Source organism: candidate division KSB1 bacterium (genome assembly GCA_034506335.1).
Taxonomy (GTDB): Bacteria; Zhuqueibacterota; Zhuqueibacteria; order JANLFK01; family Oleimicrobiaceae; genus Oleimicrobium.
This window is the reverse complement of record JAPDPR010000021.1, coordinates 33,915-49,363: the sequence shown is the minus strand read 5'-3', so window position 1 is coordinate 49,363 and position 15,449 is coordinate 33,915. Positions and strand designations below refer to the sequence as shown.

The following is a 15,449-nucleotide window of genomic DNA, read 5'->3' as shown; positions in this document are numbered from 1 at the left end:
CGGGGACGATACGGTTGCCGGAGGGGGTGGAGATGGTGATGCCGGGGGACAATGTGACGATGGAGGTGGAGTTGATCACGCCGATCGCGATGGAGGAGGGGTTGCGGTTTGCCATTCGTGAGGGTGGGCGCACCGTGGGCGCCGGCGTGGTCGGCAAAATCATCGAATAGGCAGGCGAGCGCTTGCTACCAAAGACTCGAGGCAAGGACGGTTCGCGTTAAGCTGGAGCGTGCATGGCTGGGCAGACCATCAGAATCAAACTGAGAGCTTACGATCACCGACTTCTGGACAAGTCAACCGAGAAAATCATCCAGACCGCCAGAAGTACCGGCGCAGACATTTCGGGCCCGATCCCGCTACCTACACGGCGGACAGTGTACACCGTTTTGCGCTCACCCCACGTGGACAAAAAGTCCCGAGAGCAGTTCGAGACGCGGGTACACAAGCGACTCATCGACATCCACAATTCGACCCCCAAGACGGTGGATGCGCTGATGAAGCTGGAGCTGCCCGCGGGAGTGGATGTGGAGATCAAGGGCTGAGCATTGGCCAGACGATCATTAGGCAACTGACGAGAAAGACATGCTTGGATTGATTGGGAAAAAGGTGGGCATGACGAGGCTCTTCGATGAGTCAGGCAATATGGTGCCGGTGACCGTCATCGAAGCGGGCCCGTGCTACGTAGCGCAGATCAAGACCCCAGACAAAGACGGCTACAGCGCCGTGCAGCTAGCCTTTGGCGAACGAAGGGCCAAGGTGGCCACCAAGCCGCTTGTTGGCCACTGCCAGAAGGCAGGCATCAAGCCAGCGCGCGTGTTGCGCGAGTTCCGCGACTTTGCCTTGGCTGACCAGGTGAAGCCGGGTGACGTGCTCAAGGTTGACCTGTTCAATGCGGGGGATGTGGTAACAGTGACCGGTGTGTCCAAGGGGCGTGGGTTTGCGGGAGTGGTCAAGAGGCACCACTTCGGTGGAGGGCCGAAGAGCCACGGCCAGAGCGATCGCCATCGTGCGCCGGGGTCCATTGGCTCGTCCTCTTTCCCATCCCGGTCGTTCAAAGGGTTGCGCATGGCGGGCCGCATGGGCGGCGAGACTGTGACCGTGCGCAACTTAAAGGTGGTCAAGGTTGACGCGGACAAGAACCTGATTGCAGTGAAGGGTGCCGTACCAGGCGCACCCAACGGCATCGTCATCATTAAAAAGAAGTAGACCAGCACATGAAACTTGCGCTGCATAAGACAGATGGGAGCACCGCCGCCGCAGAGGTGGAGGTGCCAGACGAGATTTTTGCCGTCGAGCCAAACGAGGGTGTGATTCACCAGGCGGTGTTGGCGGAACTTGCGAACCGGCGCCAGGGGACGGCCTCCACGCGCACGCGCTCGATGGTGCGCGGTGGCGGTCGGAAGCCCTGGCGGCAAAAGGGACGCGGAACCGCCCGCGCGGGCACCATTCGTTCGCCCCTGTGGGTGGGAGGAGGGCGCGTATTCGGGCCCCATCCTCGCGACTACCATCAGCGGATGCCCAAGAAGATGAAGCGCCTGGCCCGTATCTCGGCCCTGTCGGCCAAGGCGAAGGCCAACGAGGTGTTGGTAGTGGAAGACTTTGCCGTCGAAAGCGGCAAGACGCGGGACATGCTCGGCATCCTCAAGGGGATCGGCGTTGCGGACAAGAAGACGCTGCTGCTCATTCCCAGCGCCGACCAGATGTTGCTCAGAGCTGGGCGTAATCTTCCCAATCTGCAGATCCGCATGGCCAACACAGTTTCCACCTACGACATCTTGAACTGCGAGGTGTTGGTCATCCAGAAGAGCGCCTTGGAGCAAATGCAGAAGGTGTTAGTGTCATGAAAAAGCCGCACATAATCCTCCGCCGGCCCATTGTGACCGAGAAGATGCTGAAACTCCAGGAGACGCGGCGGCAGTATGCCTTCGAAGTCGACCCGGAAGCCACGAAGGTTACCGTGAAGCAGGCGGTGGAGAAAAAGTTCGATGTCACGGTGGAAGGCGTGCGCATCCTTAACGTCAAGGGCAAGCCCAAGCGCATGAACACCCGACGCGGTCTGACGCACGGAAAACGGGCCAATTGGCGAAAGGCCATTGTCACACTGCGCGAGGGAGATTCCATCGATTTCTTCGGCACACGCTGACCACGTAACGTAGAGAGACTCTGATGGCGATCAAGACGTTCAAACCGGTAACGCCCACACTGAGGTTTCGCACGGTCTCGGCATTCGACGAGATTACCGAGAGCAAGCCGGAAAAGAGTTTGTTGCTTCCGCTGAATAAGACGGGTGGTCGGAACAACACGGGCAGGATTACCAGCCGGCGGCGAGGTGGAGGGCACAAACGTGCCTATCGAATCATCGACTTCAAACGCGACAAATTGGAGATTCCGGCGCGGGTGGCCTCTATCCAGTACGATCCCAATCGTTCGGCCAATGTGGCATTGTTGCACTATGCGGACGGCGAGAAGCGCTACATCCTGGCGCCAGTGGGCTTGAAGGTAGGCGACGAGGTAGTGTCTGGTGACAAGCCCGAGATTAGGATTGGCAATGCCATGCCATTGCGCAATATCCCGTTGGGCACTTTTATCCACAACGTGGAGCTCAAGCCGGGCAAGGGTGGTCAGATCGCACGCGGCGCGGGAACCTATGCGCAGCTTGTGGCAAAGGAGGGTGATTACGGCCATGTACGCCTGCCTTCAGGAGAGGTGCGGCTCATTAGGCTGGAATGCCGGGCCACGCTGGGTCAGGTGGGAAACGTGGAGCACGATGCGCTCAGTTTGGGCAAGGCGGGCGCCTCGCGGTGGCTCGGCCGTCGCCCCAAGGTGCGAGGTGTGGCAATGAACCCGGTGGACCACCCCATGGGCGGCGGAGAGGGGAAAAGCTCCGGTGGTCGTCACCCCTGTTCGCCCTGGGGTCAGCTGGCCAAGGGTCTGAAGACCCGCGGGCGGAAACCTTCTGACAAGCTTATCATCAGGAGAAGAAAAGCCTAAGCGAGGAGACATGGCGCGCTCGGTAAAGAAAGGTCCGTACGTCGATCAGAAGTTGCTGAAGAAGATCGAAGCTCTGAACAAGGCCAACCAGAAGAAGGTCATCAAAACGTGGGCTCGGCGTTCGACGATCCCACCAGAGTTTGTGGGTCATACACTGGCCGTGCACAACGGCAACAAGTTCATCCCTGTGTTCATCACCGAGAACATGGTGGGCCACAAGCTGGGCGAGTTTGCGCCGACACGCACCTTCCGCGGACATCCGGAGAAGGCAAAGGAAAAAGCCACACGCGTGCATTGATCGCAAAGGCATCGGGAGTGGAGAGAGTCAATGGAAGCACGTTGCATAGCTAAATACCTGCGCACGTCGCCACGGAAGATGCGACAGGTTGCCGATCTTATCCGCGGCCGGGGCGTTGAGGAGGCGCTAAATATCTTGCACTTTAGCCCGAAGGCGGCGTCGCGACCGCTGGAGAAAGCGCTTCGGTCGGCAGTGGCTAACCTCATGAATACCGACGAAGGGGCAAAACTTGCCCCACAGGAGCTCTTCGTGAAAGAGGTTCAGGTGAACGCCGGATTCACTCTGCGCCGCTATCGCGCCGGCTCGATGGGCCGGGCCAGCAGGATCCGCAAGCGCACCTGCCACGTGCGCATTGTCGTGGCGGACACAGCCAACCAGGCCAGCGCATGAGTGTCCGCAGATCATTAACCTGATCACCAGCAGGAGGAGAGTTTGGGACAGAAGGCGAATCCAATTGGCATGCGGATAGGGATCACCCGCACCTGGGAGTCAAACTGGTTCGACGAGCGCGACTTTGCCAACAAGCTGGCGGAGGACCTGCTCCTCAGAAAGTACATCATGAACCGGCTGCAGCGCGCAGGCATTTCCAAGATTGAGATTGAGCGCACGGCCAAGCACATTAAGATCACCATTCACACGGCGCGCCCGGGCATCGTCATCGGCCGCAAGGGCGCGGAAGTAGACAAGATCAAAGAGGAGCTGGAGCGCCTGACCAAGACGGAAGTACACGTCAACATCCAGGAGATCAAGCGGCCGGAGTTGGATGCCTACCTTGTGGCAGAGAATGTCGCGAGCCAATTGGTCGCCAAGGTCTCGTTCCGCAAGGCCATGAAGCGCGCGATCATGTCCACGATGCGCATGGGCGCCGAAGGTGTGCGCATCATCTGCTCTGGCAGACTGGGTGGTGCGGAGATGGCGCGCACCGAGCAGTACCGCGAAGGGAGAATCCCGCTGCACACCTTCCGCGCCGACATCGACTTTGCGCGCGCAGTGGCGCGCACCACCTATGGCACGGTGGGCGTGAAAGTGTGGATCTGCAAGGGTGAAGTATTGGGCGCCCCAGGCGCCACGGAACATAGTTGAGACGCACACGGAGACGGTAACCTATGTTGATGCCAAAGCGCACAAAGTGGCGCAAACAGCAGCGTGGTCGCATGAAGGGCATCGCCACGCGAGGGGCGACCCTCACCTTTGGCCATTTTGGGCTCAAGGCGCTGGAGCCGGCGTGGATTACCCAGCGCCAGATCGAGGCCGCCCGTATAGCCATGACGCGCCACATCAAGCGAGGTGGGCGAGTCTGGATCCGCATCTTCCCTGACAAACCGGTGACGAAGAAGCCGGCCGAAACCCGCATGGGTAAGGGGAAAGGTGCCCCTGAATACTGGGTGGCCGTGGTAAAGCCGGGTCGCATCCTCTTTGAGCTGGAGGGTGTTTCGGAAGATTTGGCACGCGAGGCATTGCGCCTGGCGGCCCACAAGCTGCCCATCAGGACAAAAGTAGTGGCCCGAGCCGAGTACGGAGCGTGAGCAATGAAGATGGAGGAAATCAAGCAGCTGCCAGTGGAGGAACTCAAGCTGCGCCTGGAAGAGGCAGTGGAGGAGTTGCATAACCTCCGCTTTCAGCATGCCACGCACCAGCTGGATAATCCACTGAAGATCCGCTTTCTGCGTAAGGACATCGCGCGACTGAAGACGGTGTTGCGCGAATACGAGCTGGGCATAAGGAAACCGAAGAGCTGATTTCGGCACAGGGACTAACGTGCAACAGACACATTTTGTGGAGTTAGAAGTGGCAGAGCGAGGCGCGCGCAAGACGAAGATTGGAGTGGTGGTCTCCGACAAAATGAACAAGAGCCGGGTGGTGGCCGTGACGAGGCGTGTTAAACACCCACAGTACGAGAAGTATGTGACGCGCACGTCTACCTTCATGTGCCACGACGAAGGCAACGAGAGTCACGTGGGTGACAAGGTTCTCATTATGGAGACCAGGCCCCTCAGTCGCCGCAAGCGGTGGAGATTGGTGGAGATTTTGGAAAAGGCGAAGTAGTGACCTCATCGGACAGCGATAGTACAGGAAAGTGTGAGCAATGATCCAGACGTACACACGGCTCAATGTGGCAGACAACACTGGCGCCAAGCGCGTCATGTGTATCCGCATCCTCGGCGGCAGTAAGCGTCGCTATGCGACCGTGGGCGATGTCATCGTCGTGACTGTCAAGTCGGCGCTCCCCGGGGGTAGCGTCAAGAAAGGCGATCTGAGCAAAGCAGTGATTGTACGCACCAAGAAGGAGACACGGCGCCCCGATGGTTCATACATCCGCTTTGACGAGAACGCCGCCGTGTTGATAAATGACGCTGGCGAGCCAAAAGGGACGCGCATCTTTGGCCCAGTGGCACGCGAGCTGCGCGACAAGCAGTTTCTGAAGATCGTCTCCCTTGCCTCTGAAGTGCTGTGAAGACCGGCAAAGAGGGAAAAGCAAAGGCGCAACAGGACATGCACGTACGAAAAGACGATATGGTGCTGGTGATCACCGGTGACGACCGTGGCAAGCGCGGTCGGGTGCTGAAGGTGTTTCCCGAAAAGAACCGCGTGATCGTGGAGGGAGTCAACTTTATCAAACGGCACACGCGGCCGTCCCAACAGAACCCGCAGGGCGGCATTGTGGAGAAAGAGGCTCCGATCCATGTTTCCAATGTGATGGTCATTTGCCCCAAATGCAACGAGACGACCAAGGTGGGCGTCAAGGTCATCACTGACAGCCGCACTGGCCGGGCGACGCGCGTGCGCTACTGCAAAAGCTGCGGCGAGATGCTGGTAAAGAGCTCATAAAAGGCGGACCGAAGAGGCTATGGACTACAGACCAAGGTTACTGGAACAATATCGCACGGAGATTGTTCCTCATCTGATGAAACGTTTCGGGTACAAAAACGTGATGCAGGTGCCCCGCCTGGAGAAAATTGTGCTCAACATGGGTGTGGGTGATGCCCTGGAGAACCGCAAGCTCTTGGACCTGGCCATGGACGAGATGGCGCTGATCGCCGGACAGCGCCCGGCAATGAGCAGGGCTCGCAAGGCCATCTCTGCATTCAAACTGCGCGCGGGTAACCCAATCGGGTGTTACGTCACCCTGCGCGGCTGGCGCATGTATGAGTTCTTGGACCGCCTCATCAGCATAGCGCTGCCCCGCGTAAGGGACTTTCGTGGGCTTTCGGACCGCTCCTTTGACGGCCGTGGCAACTATTCCCTCGGCATCAAGGAGCAGATTATCTTTCCCGAAATCAACTACGACAAGGTGGAAAAGATTAGGGGCATGGACATCACGATTGTGACCACTGCCAAGAGCGATGAGGAAGCCTACGAGCTGCTTGCAGCCTTCGGTATGCCTTTTGTGCGCAAAGAAGCAGCGTGAGATAGGACGAAGGAAGGAGAGGAGATCTTGGCCCGAACATCGTGCATCGCGAAGATGAAGAAACCCCAGAAGTTTGCAGTGCGTCACCGCAATCGTTGCAGCCGGTGTGGTCGACCACGTGGCTATCTGCGCAAGTTTGGCCTTTGCCGCATCTGCTTTCGGGAACTGGCCGGCCAGGGCATGATCCCGGGTGTCATCAAGTCCAGCTGGTGAGCGACATGGCCTTGGGCAAGAGGAGAGTATAGATGTCGATGACCGATCCAATCGCTGACTACCTGACCAGGATTCGCAATGCCTTGCGCGCGGGGCACAAGAAGGTTGATATTCCGGCCTCGCGTCTCAAGACCGAGATCACTCGCATCCTGCAGGAGCAGCATTTTATTCATAGCTTTGTCCTGGTAGAGGACGGTAAGCAAGGGATTCTGCGCATCTATTTGCGCTACGATGAGAACGAGGAACCTGTGATCTCGGGACTGGAGCGGGTGAGCAAGCCCGGGCAGCGGAAATATGTGGGTGCCGCAGAGATACCCCGGGTGCTCAACAACTTGGGCATCGCTATCCTTTCCACCTCCAAAGGGGTGATGACCGGCCAACAGGCGCGCAAGGCCGGAGTAGGCGGCGAAGTGCTCTGTTATGTGTGGTGAAAAGTGCTCAGTGTAGGAGAGTGAAGTGTCACGAGTAGGCAAAGTCCCCATTCCGGTGCCTGCGGGCGTCACGGTCACGGTCGCAGACAACCGGGTGGTAGCGAAGGGGCCCAAGGGTGAGCTGGCGGTGGAGCTCCCTGGACAGCTCACCTGCGCCGTGAATGACGGCAAGGTGGTAGTGGACGTGCTCCCCGATGCGCCCCGCGGCAGAGCGCTGCACGGGCTGTTCCGGACCCTCATTGCCAACATGATCGTGGGCGTGACTGAGGGGTTCCAGAAGCGGCTGGAAGTGGTAGGCGTCGGTTATCGTGCGGAGTTGGTCAATGGGCGCCTGAAGCTGCAACTGGGCTTTTCTCATCCTGTGGTATTCGTGCCGCCGGCCGGCATCACGTTTGAGGTGCCTACCCCCAACAACATCGTGGTCAAGGGCATCGATAAGGCGTTGGTGGGACAGGTGGCGGCCAAAGTACGGTCCCTTAAGCCGCCTGAGCCGTACAAGGGCAAGGGGATCCGGTACGAAGGGGAGCATGTGCGCAAGAAGGCTGGCAAGAGTGGCGCATAATGCGCGGTGATAGAGTGTCATGAGACGGTGAACAAAACGCAAGTGCGAGATGAAGAAAGCGAATCTGAAGGCAGAGGCGCGGGCAAGGAAGAAGAAGCGCATTCGGAAACGGATCTATGGTACCCCGGAGCGTCCCAGGCTAGTGGTCTTCCGCAGTAACCGCCACATCTACGCCCAACTGGTGGACGATACCACCCATCGTGTGCTGACAGGAGTTTCTAGTTTGACCGAGGCTCTTCGGCCGGCACTAAGGGAGGCGAAGAGCAAAGTTGAGGTGGCAAAGGTAGTTGGCAAAGGGATTGCGGACAAGGCCAAGGCGCTCAATATCAGCAAGGTTGTGTTTGACCGGGGTGGCTATCTGTACCATGGTCGGGTGAAGGCTTTGGCCGATGGGGCGCGTGAGGGTGGACTGCAATTTTGAGCGGCTTCCTCATGCGTCGGAGATCATGAACTGGCAAAGAGCAGGAGCGAGGTTTGGAGCGCATCAACCCGAGTGAATTGGACCTGAAAGAGCAGGTAGTGCACGTCAACCGCGTGGCCAAGGTGGTCAAGGGCGGGCGTCGCTTTAGCTTCAACGCCATCGTCGTAGTCGGAGATGGCAAAGGGCATGTGGGCGTAGGCCTGGGAAAGGCCAACGAGGTGACCGATGCCATTGCCAAAGGGTCTGAGGCCGCCAAGAAGAACATCATGCGGGTGCCGATAGTGGGTTCGACTATTCCCCACCTGGTCATCGGCAAGTATGGTGCCGGCAAGGTTCTCTTGCGCCCAGCCTCTCCTGGCACAGGCGTCATCGCGGGCGGCGCCGTGCGCGCTATTATGGAGGCGGCAGGCGTGCGTGATGTGTTGACCAAGTCGCTGGGGTCGTCAAATCCTCACAACGTGGTCAAAGCCACCATGGTGGCTTTGAGCAAGCTGGTCGACGCTCGTATGGTAGCCAAGAGGCGTGACATGAGCTTGAGACAGCTTTTTGGGCTCGACGAAGCAACGGTTGAAGCGCAGAATGAGTAGACGGGCGGCGGATAAGGCGATGACAAAGAAGACGAAAAAACTGCGGGTAACCTTGGTGCGCAGCACGATTGGCAGGCACTGGCGACAGAAGCTCACCGTGAGGGCGTTGGGGTTGCGGAAGCTTCACCAGAGTGTTGAGCACAGCGACACGCCACAGATCCGCGGCATGATCGCCAAGGTGAGCCATTTGGTGAATGTCCAGGAGCTGTAGCGCTGCTTACCCTTGGAGCCGCGCAGCAAAGTTGCGCCATAAGCGAGATTGAGGAACGATGAATCTATCGCGACTAAAACCACCTGCAGGATCACGAAAGCAGCGAAAACGTCTGGGACGAGGCGATGCATCGGGGCACGGCGGTACCTCCGGCCGCGGCCACAAGGGCCAACACTCTCGGTCGGGTGCCAAGCATCGCGCCTGGTTTGAGGGCGGCCAAATGCCACTCCAGCGACGGGTACCAAAGCGCGGATTCACTAACCCGTTCAAACAGGAGTATCAGGTGGTGAACCTTCGCGACCTGGCCCGGTTGGAGTCGGTCACCACAGTTGATCCGAAAGTGCTCCACGAGAGAGGGCTCATCAAGAAGAAGACAGTGCCGGTGAAGATCCTCGGCACCGGTGAGGTCACTCGCCCCTTGGAAGTGTCGGCTCACGCGTTCAGCAAGTCCGCCAGAGAAAAAATCGAGAGTGCGGGCGGGAAGGTGACGGTGCTATGATCAGGGAATTCCAGAGCGCCTTCAAGATCCCGGAGCTGAAGCGGAAGATTCTTTTCACGCTTGGCATCCTGGTGGTCTACCGAATTGGTGGTCACGTGCCCATCCCCATGGTGAGCGGTCCTGCCTTGACTGCCTACATCGACTCGGCGATGGGTGGAGGCGGACTCCTTGGGCTCTATGACCTTTTCGCAGGTGGGGCACTCAAGCGCGCCACGGTCTTTGCTCTGGGCATCATGCCGTACATCTCTGCCTCAATCATCTTGCAGTTGCTGGGGGCGGTGGTCCCGTACTTCCAGAAACTGCAAAAGGAGGGAGAAGCGGGGCGCAAGAAGATAACGCAGTACACGCGCTACGGCACGGTGCTTATCTCCGCTTTCCAGGCGTATGGCGTCTCAGTCTTTCTGCGCTCAATTCCGCCGGTGGAAACTACCACCAAAACAGGTGAGCGCATCTTGCTCCGCGTGGTCTCGGCCGACACGACAGGACAGATCATTCTCTTTACTTTCCTGACTATGCTTACCTTAGCGGCCGGCACGGTGCTGATCATGTGGCTAGGGGAGCAGATCACTGAGCGCGGAATCGGGAATGGCATTTCGCTCATCATTTTCATCGGCATCATCGCCAGGTTCCCCAACTCGATCTTTAATGAGATTCAGCAGGCTCTAGCCGGCAACAGGGGGCTCTTGACCGAGGTTTTGCTCATCGCTGTCTTTGTGGGAACCGTAGCCGCCACCGTCGCATTGACGCAAGGCACCCGTAAGATACCGGTCCAGTACGCAAAACGCATCATTGGACGCAAGATCTACGGGGGGCAGAGCACCCATTTGCCGCTGCGAGTGAATACGGCAGGCGTCATGCCCATCATCTTTGCGCAATCGATTCTCTTTGTGCCCCAGACGATCCACACCTTTTTGCCGAAGAGCGGGTTTGTGGAGTCTCTGAACAACATGTTTTCTGCCACGTCGGTCGTGTACTGGCTGATCTACGGGTTGCTCATCGTCTTCTTCACCTACTTCTACACTGCGATTGCCTTTAACCCGGTGGACGTGGCCGACAACATGAAGAAGTATGGCGGGTTTATTCCAGGTGTGCGACCCGGTGCCAAGACCAGTGAGTTCATAGACCACATCCTGACGCGCATCACTTTGCCGGGGTCGATCGCGCTGGCTATCGTGGCCATATTCCCCTACTTCTTGACCAAGGTGTCCAACGTGTCGTATGACTTTGCTTCATTCTATGGTGGCACTTCGTTGCTGATTGTGGTGGGTGTGGTGTTGGACACGCTGCAGCAGGTAGAGTCGCACCTGTTGATGCGTCACTATGATGGGTTCTTGAAGACTGGCAGAATCAAAGGGCGCCGGCGCATGTGAAGCGCACGGTGAGTGGGAGCGGCACCAGACCATGCGCGTCATCATGCTCGGTGCACCCGGCACCGGCAAGGGAACCCAGGCTAGTCTGCTTGCCACCGAGCTTGGCGTAGCCCATATCTCTACAGGCGACATGCTGCGCGAGGCGGTGGCACAGAGGACGCCACTGGGCAAAGAGGTGGAAGGGGTGATGGCCGAGGGGAAGTTGGTCCCTGATGCGCTCATGGTTCGAGTAGTTGAGGAGCGTCTGGCAGCAGATGATTGCGCCAGGGGTTTTATCCTGGACGGCTTCCCCCGTACGGTTGCGCAGGCTGAGGCTCTTGACCGACTATTGGGCGCAAAGGGCAAGACCGTCGACCTTGTAGTGCTTTTGGAGGTTCCGGAGGCGGAGATTGTCAGACGCCTCAGCAGCCGGAGGGTCTGCGCAACCTGTGGGACCGTGTATAACTTGCTCAGCGACGAGCCGGCGCGTACGGGTGTGTGCCCCAAATGCGGAGGGGCCCTTGTGCAGCGCGCGGACGATAATGAGGAGACCGTGCGCGAACGTCTGCGCGTGTATGCGCGGCAAACCGAACCGGTGCGGAAATACTACGAGAAGCAGGGGAAGCTATGTGCCATCCAGGGGGACCGGTCGATCGCTGAGGTGCACAGGGCTATTCTGGAGGCGGTGCAGCGGGCAGGTATGAGCACAACATCGCGCTGAGGACTCAGCGCGAGATCGAGCTCCTGCGGGCATGTGGGAGACTGGTTGCAGAAGCGCTGGAGCTGGCAGAGTCGCTGATCAGGCCTGGGCTACGCACCGAAGTGCTGGATCAGGAGGTGGCGCGCTTCCTGTTGGGACGAGGGGCTCGGGCGGCGTTCAAGAACTACATGGGCTTTCCGGCCCATATCTGCGTGTCCGTTGACGAAGAGGTGGTGCACGGTATCCCAGGTGCAAGAGTTTTGAGTGAAGGGGAGATCGTGGGGGTCGATATTGGCGTAGAAATGGCTGGGTACTACGCCGATGCGTCCAGGACGTTCCCGGTGGGGGACATCTCACCGGAGAAGGAGCGCCTGCTGCGCGCCACGCGCGAGGCACTGTATGCGGGCATCGCTCGGGCGCGCGCGGGGAATCGGCTGTCGGATATTTCGCACGCCATACAGACCACGGTGGAGCAGGCAGGTTTTTCCGTGGTGAGGGCACTGGTGGGACACGGCATAGGCCGGAGCCTTCACGAGCCACCTCAGGTGCCCAACTTCGGCGCCCCTCACCGAGGCCCAAGGCTGCGCCCAGGCATGGTCTTGGCGATCGAGCCCATGGTTAACATGGGAAGTCACGAAGTGACCACGCTTGCGGACGGCTGGACGGTGGTAACGAAGGACAGGTTACCGTCGGCGCACTTCGAACACACGATTGTCGTCACGGACGGTGAGCCGCTAATCCTGACCGAAGACCTGGTCAAGTAGTTGTGGAGCAGGAGGTCCATGGCCAAAGAGCAACCGATACGAGTTGACGGCACAATCATTGAGACGTTGCCCAACGCCGCATTCCGGGTGGAGTTGGAAAACGGTCACCAGGTGCTGGCGCACATTTCCGGCAAAATGCGCATGCACTTTATAAGGATTTTGCCGGGTGACAAGGTGACCGTGGAACTGTCGCCGTACGACTTGACCCGGGGGCGGATTACGTACCGGTACAAGTAAGGCCACATAGCCTGAGATGAGGGGGATCTCAGGGAGCAACGGGCAGGCCATTGTGCCTGTCAGGTGCGACGGGTGCGTGGAGTCGGAGTAGAACGATGAAAGTGCGTTCATCAGTAAAGAAGATTTGTGAGAGCTGCAAGATTGTTCGGCGCAAGGGCGTGGTGATGGTGATCTGCAAGAACCCGCGCCATAAGCAGCGGCAGGGTTGAGCAAGGGTGTGACTTTCTTTCGAGGAGGCCGTTTTGGCACGTATCGCTGGAATTGACTTGCCGCGCGAGAAGCGAATCGAGATAGCCCTGACCTACATCTATGGCATAGGTCTAACTTCGTCGCGGAAGATTCTGGCCAAGGCTGGGGTTAACCCCGACATTCGCGTCAAGGACCTTTCGCCCGATGATGCAGCGAAGATCCGTTCCATCATTGCGGCGGAGTACAAGGTGGAAGGCGCTCTGCGCGCGGAAGAGACGATGAACATCAAGCGGTTGATGGACATTGGCTGCTACCGTGGGCTTCGGCACCGCCGTAATCTTCCGGTGCGCGGCCAGCGCACGCACACCAACGCCCGCACGCGCCGTGGGCGCCGGCGCATCGTGGGCGTGAAGAAGAAATCGTAGCGCGGACGTGAAGAAATTGCCATGCGGAGGTAAAGTTTGGGCGCAATGCGAAGGCGTGCGCGTAAGCGCACAAGTGTCGAGGCAAACGGCGTGGCCCATATCAAGGCCACCTTCAACAACACCATTGTTTCGTTGACCGATAGTTACGGCAACGTGATCTCCTGGGCGTCAGCGGGGCGGATCGGCTTCAAGGGCTCGCGCAAGAGCACCCCTTTTGCCGCCCAGCTTGCTGCCGAAGCAGCGGCGAAGGAGGCTCTTGAGCTTGGCCTGCGCCGTGTGGAAGTGATGATCAAGGGACCGGGCGCCGGCCGTGAAGCAGCCGTACGATCGTTGCAGGCGGCCGGTCTGCAGGTGGTGGCCATAAAGGACGTCACCCCCATCCCGCACAACGGCTGTCGTCCGCCAAAGCGCCGTCGGGTCTGACGCCGCGTAGAGAATAAGAACCGGAGCACTGGAGGCAGTTTTTCATGGCACGATATACTGGACCGGACTGCAAGCTATGCCGTCGCGAAGGGCAGAAGCTGTTTCTCAAGGGCACCAAGTGCGACAGCGCCAAGTGCCCATTCGAGAAGCGCGGCTATGCCCCGGGCCAGCACGGCCGCACACGCCGCTTCAAGCAGTCGCAGTTTGCCTTGCAGCTGCGCGAAAAGCAAAAAGTGCGGCGTATCTACGGCGTGCTCGAGGCGCAGTTCCGCAACTATTTTGAAAAGGCAGTGCGCCAGCCTGGCATCACCGGCGAGAACCTCCTGCGGCTGTTGGAGACTCGTCTGGACAATGTGGTGTACCGCCTGGGCCTGGCTCCATCGCGGAAGGCAGCGCGACAGCTGGTTCGCCACCGCCACTTCTTGGTCAACAATCGCATCGTCGATGTCCCATCGTACCGACTCAAGCCGGGCGATGAGGTGAAGGTCAGGGCAAAGAGTCGGCAGCTGGAAATCTTCCATGCCTCCATGCGGCGCATGCGTGACGGGAAACAGCTGCCCTGGCTGGCCCTGGACAAGGCGAACATGTCGGGAACGCTCCTGGAAATTCCCAATCGCGCCGATATCCCGCTGCCGGCGAACGAGAGTCTCATTGTGGAGCTCTACTCCAAGTGATAGCGTGCCCCTTGTGCGGGCAGCGGCGGAACACGGAGTGGACACATTTGTGGAGTGAAGATACATGAGCTTACCCAATTTTCAGATGCCGGAGAGCATCGAGCTCGACGAATCGGTCTATAGCAACACCCACGGCCGATTCATTGTGCAACCCTTGGAGAAGGGTTTCGGCGTCACCATCGGCAATGCGCTGCGCCGGGTACTCCTGTCCTCCCTGCCGGGTGCGGCCATCACCATGGTGCGCATCGACAAAGTGCAACACGAGTTCTCGACGATTCCCGGCGTCAAAGAGGACGTGGCCGAGATCGTCATGAACCTGAAGGAGGTGCGCCTCAAGCTCATTAACCGAAAGCCCGACAAAGTGGTGCTGCACCTGAAGGGCCCGCGTGAGTTCAAGGCCGGCGATATTGCCGTCAACCCCGCGGATTTTGAGGTGCTTAATCCCGAGCACCACATTGCCACGCTTAATGAGAAGGCCGACTTCAAGATCGAGCTGCGCATCGGGCGTGGGAGGGGGTATGTGCCGGCAGAGGAGAATCGCCTCCCAGATCAGCCCATTGGTTCGATTCCCATTGATGCCATCTATACGCCCATCAAGAATGTGCGCTACACGGTCGAGAACACCCGGGTGGGACAGCGCACCGACTATGAGCGCCTGATCCTGGAGATCGATACCGATGGCAGCATCACGCCGGACGATGCCCTCACGTACGCGGGTCAAATCCTTCAGGACCACATCCAGCTCTTCATTAACTTTGAAGTGGAGCCGGAGGAAGAGGAGCCGGTGGAGGTGGACGAGGAGGCAGCGCGGATTCGCAAGCTGCTGAAGATGAGCGTCGAGGAGCTGGAGCTTTCGGTGCGGGCCTCCAACTGCCTGCGGGCGGCCAACATCGAGACCATCGCGGACCTAGTGCGGCGCGACGAACAGGAGATGCTTCGCTTCCGCAACTTTGGGCGCAAGTCACTGCAGGAATTGAACAGGATCTTGGAGTCCAGGGGCCTGCACTTTGGTATGGATGTGGACAAGTATTTGCAAGAAGAACCAAAGTAGAACGTCACCTTAGTC

At 58.9% G+C, this 15,449-nt stretch carries 30 protein-coding genes and 1 pseudogene; all 31 read left to right on the top strand.

What is annotated here, in order from left to right:
- Positions 1-170, top strand: a 170-nt coding sequence (tuf, locus tag ONB25_08180; protein MDZ7392854.1) for an elongation factor Tu, incomplete at its 5' end; no start/stop codon positions are given.
- Between the two features lie 63 nt (positions 171-233).
- Positions 234-542 (top strand): 30S ribosomal protein S10, encoded by a 309-nt coding sequence (rpsJ, locus tag ONB25_08175; protein ID MDZ7392853.1) that lies wholly within the window; start codon positions 234-236, stop codon positions 540-542.
- Positions 543-582: 40 nt separating this feature from the next.
- The gene (gene rplC, locus ONB25_08170; GenBank protein ID MDZ7392852.1) at positions 583-1,206 is read left to right on the top strand and encodes a 50S ribosomal protein L3; all 624 of its coding nucleotides are present in this window, start codon (positions 583-585) and stop codon (positions 1,204-1,206) included.
- A gap of 8 nt (positions 1,207-1,214) precedes the next feature.
- Positions 1,215-1,844, top strand: coding sequence for a 50S ribosomal protein L4 (rplD, locus tag ONB25_08165; protein MDZ7392851.1), 630 nt, complete (start codon positions 1,215-1,217; stop codon positions 1,842-1,844).
- Positions 1,841-2,143, top strand: a complete 303-nt coding sequence (gene rplW, locus ONB25_08160; GenBank protein MDZ7392850.1) for a 50S ribosomal protein L23 — start codon at positions 1,841-1,843, stop codon at positions 2,141-2,143. Before rplD ends, rplW begins: the two co-directional genes overlap by 4 nt.
- Before the next feature lie 23 nt (positions 2,144-2,166).
- Entirely contained in the window at positions 2,167-2,991 is an 825-nt protein-coding gene (rplB, locus tag ONB25_08155; protein ID MDZ7392849.1) for a 50S ribosomal protein L2, read from the top strand.
- A gap of 10 nt (positions 2,992-3,001) precedes the next feature.
- The gene (rpsS, locus tag ONB25_08150; GenBank protein MDZ7392848.1) at positions 3,002-3,289 is read left to right on the top strand and encodes a 30S ribosomal protein S19; all 288 of its coding nucleotides are present in this window, start codon (positions 3,002-3,004) and stop codon (positions 3,287-3,289) included.
- A gap of 30 nt (positions 3,290-3,319) precedes the next feature.
- Positions 3,320-3,679 (top strand): 50S ribosomal protein L22, encoded by a 360-nt coding sequence (rplV, locus tag ONB25_08145; GenBank protein MDZ7392847.1) that lies wholly within the window; start codon positions 3,320-3,322, stop codon positions 3,677-3,679.
- A gap of 42 nt (positions 3,680-3,721) precedes the next feature.
- Positions 3,722-4,339 (top strand): annotated as a pseudogene (gene rpsC, locus ONB25_08140) (30S ribosomal protein S3).
- A gap of 56 nt (positions 4,340-4,395) precedes the next feature.
- The gene (gene rplP, locus ONB25_08135; protein MDZ7392846.1) at positions 4,396-4,815 is read left to right on the top strand and encodes a 50S ribosomal protein L16; all 420 of its coding nucleotides are present in this window, start codon (positions 4,396-4,398) and stop codon (positions 4,813-4,815) included.
- Positions 4,816-4,818: 3 nt separating this feature from the next.
- Positions 4,819-5,028, top strand: coding sequence for a 50S ribosomal protein L29 (gene rpmC / locus ONB25_08130; GenBank protein MDZ7392845.1), 210 nt, complete (start codon positions 4,819-4,821; stop codon positions 5,026-5,028).
- A 49-nt stretch (positions 5,029-5,077) separates the two neighbouring features.
- On the top strand, positions 5,078-5,335 hold the full coding sequence (gene rpsQ / locus ONB25_08125) for a 30S ribosomal protein S17 (protein MDZ7392844.1): 258 nt from the start codon (positions 5,078-5,080) through the stop codon (positions 5,333-5,335).
- 40 nt (positions 5,336-5,375) lie between these two features.
- On the top strand, positions 5,376-5,744 hold the full coding sequence (gene rplN / locus ONB25_08120; protein MDZ7392843.1) for a 50S ribosomal protein L14: 369 nt from the start codon (positions 5,376-5,378) through the stop codon (positions 5,742-5,744).
- A gap of 38 nt (positions 5,745-5,782) precedes the next feature.
- Positions 5,783-6,118, top strand: a complete 336-nt coding sequence (rplX, locus tag ONB25_08115; GenBank protein MDZ7392842.1) for a 50S ribosomal protein L24 — start codon at positions 5,783-5,785, stop codon at positions 6,116-6,118.
- Positions 6,119-6,137: 19 nt separating this feature from the next.
- Positions 6,138-6,698, top strand: coding sequence for a 50S ribosomal protein L5 (gene rplE / locus ONB25_08110; protein MDZ7392841.1), 561 nt, complete (start codon positions 6,138-6,140; stop codon positions 6,696-6,698).
- A 27-nt stretch (positions 6,699-6,725) separates the two neighbouring features.
- Positions 6,726-6,911, top strand: a complete 186-nt coding sequence (locus ONB25_08105; GenBank protein ID MDZ7392840.1) for a type Z 30S ribosomal protein S14 — start codon at positions 6,726-6,728, stop codon at positions 6,909-6,911.
- A 32-nt stretch (positions 6,912-6,943) separates the two neighbouring features.
- A complete protein-coding gene (rpsH, locus tag ONB25_08100; GenBank protein ID MDZ7392839.1) occupies positions 6,944-7,342 on the top strand; it encodes a 30S ribosomal protein S8 in 399 nt (132 codons plus the stop codon).
- A 25-nt stretch (positions 7,343-7,367) separates the two neighbouring features.
- Positions 7,368-7,904, top strand: coding sequence for a 50S ribosomal protein L6 (rplF, locus tag ONB25_08095; protein ID MDZ7392838.1), 537 nt, complete (start codon positions 7,368-7,370; stop codon positions 7,902-7,904).
- 49 nt (positions 7,905-7,953) lie between these two features.
- Positions 7,954-8,325 carry a 50S ribosomal protein L18 gene (rplR, locus tag ONB25_08090; GenBank protein MDZ7392837.1) on the top strand — a complete coding sequence of 124 codons (372 nt, stop codon included), beginning with the start codon at positions 7,954-7,956 and terminating at the stop codon, positions 8,323-8,325.
- 53 nt (positions 8,326-8,378) lie between these two features.
- Positions 8,379-8,912: a 30S ribosomal protein S5 gene (gene rpsE, locus ONB25_08085; GenBank protein MDZ7392836.1), complete on the top strand. Its 534-nt coding sequence runs from the start codon at positions 8,379-8,381 to the stop codon at positions 8,910-8,912.
- A 19-nt stretch (positions 8,913-8,931) separates the two neighbouring features.
- Complete coding sequence (gene rpmD, locus ONB25_08080) at positions 8,932-9,123, top strand: 50S ribosomal protein L30 (GenBank protein ID MDZ7392835.1); 192 nt, start codon at positions 8,932-8,934, stop codon at positions 9,121-9,123.
- A 58-nt stretch (positions 9,124-9,181) separates the two neighbouring features.
- Positions 9,182-9,622 carry a 50S ribosomal protein L15 gene (rplO, locus tag ONB25_08075; protein MDZ7392834.1) on the top strand — a complete coding sequence of 147 codons (441 nt, stop codon included), beginning with the start codon at positions 9,182-9,184 and terminating at the stop codon, positions 9,620-9,622.
- A complete protein-coding gene (gene secY, locus ONB25_08070; protein ID MDZ7392833.1) occupies positions 9,619-10,992 on the top strand; it encodes a preprotein translocase subunit SecY in 1,374 nt (457 codons plus the stop codon). Before rplO ends, secY begins: the two co-directional genes overlap by 4 nt.
- 31 nt (positions 10,993-11,023) lie before the next feature.
- A complete protein-coding gene (locus ONB25_08065) occupies positions 11,024-11,692 on the top strand; it encodes an adenylate kinase (GenBank protein ID MDZ7392832.1) in 669 nt (222 codons plus the stop codon).
- Positions 11,683-12,435 (top strand): type I methionyl aminopeptidase, encoded by a 753-nt coding sequence (gene map / locus ONB25_08060; GenBank protein ID MDZ7392831.1) that lies wholly within the window; start codon positions 11,683-11,685, stop codon positions 12,433-12,435. Before ONB25_08065 ends, map begins: the two co-directional genes overlap by 10 nt.
- Before the next feature lie 18 nt (positions 12,436-12,453).
- The gene (gene infA, locus ONB25_08055) at positions 12,454-12,672 is read left to right on the top strand and encodes a translation initiation factor IF-1 (GenBank protein ID MDZ7392830.1); all 219 of its coding nucleotides are present in this window, start codon (positions 12,454-12,456) and stop codon (positions 12,670-12,672) included.
- A 95-nt stretch (positions 12,673-12,767) separates the two neighbouring features.
- Positions 12,768-12,881: a 50S ribosomal protein L36 gene (gene rpmJ / locus ONB25_08050; protein MDZ7392829.1), complete on the top strand. Its 114-nt coding sequence runs from the start codon at positions 12,768-12,770 to the stop codon at positions 12,879-12,881.
- Between the two features lie 33 nt (positions 12,882-12,914).
- A complete protein-coding gene (gene rpsM, locus ONB25_08045; protein ID MDZ7392828.1) occupies positions 12,915-13,286 on the top strand; it encodes a 30S ribosomal protein S13 in 372 nt (123 codons plus the stop codon).
- A 45-nt stretch (positions 13,287-13,331) separates the two neighbouring features.
- Complete coding sequence (rpsK, locus tag ONB25_08040; GenBank protein ID MDZ7392827.1) at positions 13,332-13,709, top strand: 30S ribosomal protein S11; 378 nt, start codon at positions 13,332-13,334, stop codon at positions 13,707-13,709.
- A gap of 44 nt (positions 13,710-13,753) precedes the next feature.
- Positions 13,754-14,383, top strand: a complete 630-nt coding sequence (gene rpsD / locus ONB25_08035) for a 30S ribosomal protein S4 (protein ID MDZ7392826.1) — start codon at positions 13,754-13,756, stop codon at positions 14,381-14,383.
- A gap of 64 nt (positions 14,384-14,447) precedes the next feature.
- A complete protein-coding gene (locus ONB25_08030; GenBank protein MDZ7392825.1) occupies positions 14,448-15,434 on the top strand; it encodes a DNA-directed RNA polymerase subunit alpha in 987 nt (328 codons plus the stop codon).
- Positions 15,435-15,449 lie beyond the last annotated feature (15 nt).